Below are 2,651 nucleotides of genomic sequence, written 5' to 3'. Positions count from 1 at the left end.
TCGTAGGGCTGGGGCCAGTGGCTTGCCGATCCCGATAAAGAGATAGAGGTGGTCGCGCTCGAGATCCTCGTGGCTATCGACATTCCCCTCCCGCACCGCATCGCGCAGGATCGCGATCCCCCGCTGGGATTGCTGGTCAGTCAGCGGCCACTCGGCCAGCGCGCCGTCGTCCTGCAACGCCCCGCGCAACTCGGAGTTGGGGGCAGCCAGGAAGAGCTGGGAGACCACCAAGGCGGACTCCGAGATGGCCGCCAAGTCCTGCTCGGCGCCCATCAGATCCCGATCCTGTCCATGCCGCCGTAGAAGATGAAGCGGCCGATAACCTCGGAGATCGTCACGAGGATGTAGCTGGTCATCACCAGCGTGAGCAGCAGGTTGATGTCGTCCCGCTTGGTCCGCGCCAGGAATAGGCCCATCAGCCCAGCGCCGATGATCAGCAGGGCCAGCCGCAGGACGAACCACCCGGTCGGGAAGGCGAAGGCCGCGGGGTTGACCGAATCTGGTCGGCTATAGGCGAAGATGATCACGAAGAGCTCGACCGGGAGCAGCAGAACGGAGAGCACGCCGATGCCCTGCAGGGAGCGCTGCACCAGCCGGTTGACGTAGTCCACGTGGGTATCGCTCATGTCCGCCGGGCGACGGTTGGCGGGCATGGGCTTGTTCAGCCAGGGCTTGTCCCGCAGCTTCGGGAACCACGCGAGCGCCGTACCGATCGCGAGCGCGCCACTCAAGAAGGTGGTCACATATAACTGCGCCGGGGTGGTCCAGTGATCCCAGTGCGGGATCGTTGGCAGCATGTAGAGCCGAGCCATTGACCACACGAAAGCCAGGCCCCACAGCGCGGTGACGATCGCCAGCACGAAGCGCAGCCGTGAGCTGCCCCAGTGGAACCACTGGGTGGCGGCGAAGGCGAACCCTTGTACGGCGAAGCCCACGCCCATCATGACTTCCTGTGCGAGCGGAGAGCTCGGCACGCCCCGAATCACGTTGATGCCGTTCATGGGATTGCCCAGGTGGAAGAACGCGGCGATAAAGCCGGCCACCATCAACGGGCCAATCGCGTAGAGCGCGGCGTCCGAGACCCGCTCCAATGCCTGCGCCTTGGCCTCGGCGCGGGCCTTATCGGCCACTGCCCCGACCCTCCGGCGGGAGCTCACTTGGATGAGCCCCAGGATGATGAACGCGCCCACGGCCATTTGGGACAGGATCGTGAAGAAGGTCAGTGGCCATTCCTGCAGAAACACTGGTCTAGATTTCCTGGCGATTCATGATCTCGCCGTGGTTGGTATCCCACTCCTTCGCATCGCGGTGCGGGCGAATGACGAGGTTGGGCTTGGTGATGCTCGGATCAGGCAGGGGTGCGACGGCGCTGACATCGCCGTACTTGTCCCGCAGCACGTCGATCGGACCCCAGTCCAGGGCACGCGACGGGCAGGCGGTGACGCAGGCGGGCTCCTTCCCCTCCGCACGCAGGTCGGTGCACAGGTCGCGCTTGCTCATCTGCTTGGTCTCCGGGTTGAACTGTGGAGCGGAGTACGGGCAGGCCCACTCGCAGTAGCGGCAACCGATGCACTTATCGGGGTCGACGGTGACGATGCCGTCCTCCCCCTTGTGCATCGCGGTCGTCGGGCAGACCTTCGCGCAGATCGGGTCTTCGCAGTGATTGCAGGAGATCGATGTGTAGTAGGTGAAGGTGTCGTGGTTAAACACTCCGTTGGCGAGGTTCCAATCCCCGCCCGAGTACTCCACGACCCGGCGCCAGTTGGTACCCAGCGGGGTGTCGTGCTTGTCCTTGCAAGCGATCTGGCAGGCCTTACAGCCGTTGCACAAGCTCTGGTCGAAGTAGAAACCCAGCCGCTGGTTTTCTTGGGAAGCGTTCTTCTTAACCATGTTTTCCTAACCTTCGGCCTTTCTTAGGCCTTCTCAACCTCAACGAGAGTCGTGTGCTGGGCATTGCCCTCGCCCAGCGGGGATGGGTGCCAACTGGTCAGCGTGTTGACGCTGGCTCCGGCGTCCACTCCCTTGGCGTCCGGCGCAAACCAGGACCCCTGGGGAACGGAGATCACGCCGGGTGCGATGCGGGGGCTGACCCGGGCGACGGACTTGATCCTGCCGCGGTCGTTGAACGCGTAGACCTCGTCGTCGTTCTTGATGCCCCGCTTGCGGGCGTCCAGCGGGTTGATCCACAGCACCTGGAGGTGGGCGTCGTCCCGGAGCCAGTCCACGTTGCCATAAGACGAGTGGGTGCGGCCCTTTGTGTGGTGTCCGATGCACTGCAGCGGGTACTTGCCGCCGCTGGTGTAGGCTTTGTGCGCCTCCGCGGGTCCTTCCCAGGCGTCGACGTGTTCCGGCAGCGCGGTGATCTCATCACCAGGTGCGGCGTTCGGGAACTCCCACTCCTTGCGTAGCTTCGCGAGCTCCTCGGAGTAGATCTCGATCAGCCCGGACGGGGTTTCGAGCGGGTTGGCTGCCGGGTCCTCGCGGAACTCCTTCAGCGGGATTACCGACTCCCCCGGCCCGCTTCCACACGCCCATCTCCTTGAGCTTCTCGTAGCTCGGCAGCTCCGGAATCTCGCGAGCGGATTCCGCCATCGTGTGCTTGACCCACTGCTCCTGGGTGCGGCCTTCGGTGAACTTCTTTCCCACCCCGA

Annotated in this window: 4 protein-coding genes and 1 pseudogene; all 5 read right to left on the bottom strand. The window is 64.2% G+C overall.

Annotated elements, in window-relative coordinates:
* Positions 1 to 273 (bottom strand): annotated as a pseudogene (locus Q1V78_RS02970) (twin-arginine leader-binding protein); the annotation flags it as partial.
* Positions 273 to 1,244 (bottom strand): DmsC/YnfH family molybdoenzyme membrane anchor subunit, encoded by a 972-nt coding sequence (locus Q1V78_RS02965; protein ID WP_300611457.1) that lies wholly within the window; start codon positions 1,242 to 1,244, stop codon positions 273 to 275. The pseudogene Q1V78_RS02970 and the gene Q1V78_RS02965, both read right to left, overlap by 1 nt.
* A gap of 4 nt (positions 1,245 to 1,248) precedes the next feature.
* Complete coding sequence (locus Q1V78_RS02960) at positions 1,249 to 1,890, bottom strand: DMSO/selenate family reductase complex B subunit (protein ID WP_300611455.1); 642 nt, start codon at positions 1,888 to 1,890, stop codon at positions 1,249 to 1,251.
* Between the two features lie 23 nt (positions 1,891 to 1,913).
* The gene (locus tag Q1V78_RS02955) at positions 1,914 to 2,225 is read right to left on the bottom strand and encodes a molybdopterin dinucleotide binding domain-containing protein (RefSeq protein WP_300611453.1); all 312 of its coding nucleotides are present in this window, start codon (positions 2,223 to 2,225) and stop codon (positions 1,914 to 1,916) included.
* Positions 2,226 to 2,367: 142 nt separating this feature from the next.
* Positions 2,368 to 2,651, bottom strand: a 284-nt coding sequence (locus Q1V78_RS02950; RefSeq protein WP_300611451.1) for a hypothetical protein, incomplete at its 5' end; no start/stop codon positions are given.

Source organism: Corynebacterium sp. (assembly GCF_030152825.1).
GTDB lineage: Bacteria > Actinomycetota > Actinomycetes > Mycobacteriales > Mycobacteriaceae > Corynebacterium.
Note: the sequence above shows the minus strand (reverse complement) of the source record. Positions and strands in the feature narration are given on the sequence as shown.

What these genes read in the sequence shown, in the direction of transcription:
- Q1V78_RS02960 (WP_300611455.1), bottom strand. Translation starts at nt 1,890, where the DNA reads ATGGTTAAGAAGAACGCTTCCCAAGAAAACCAGCGGCTGGGTTTCTAC.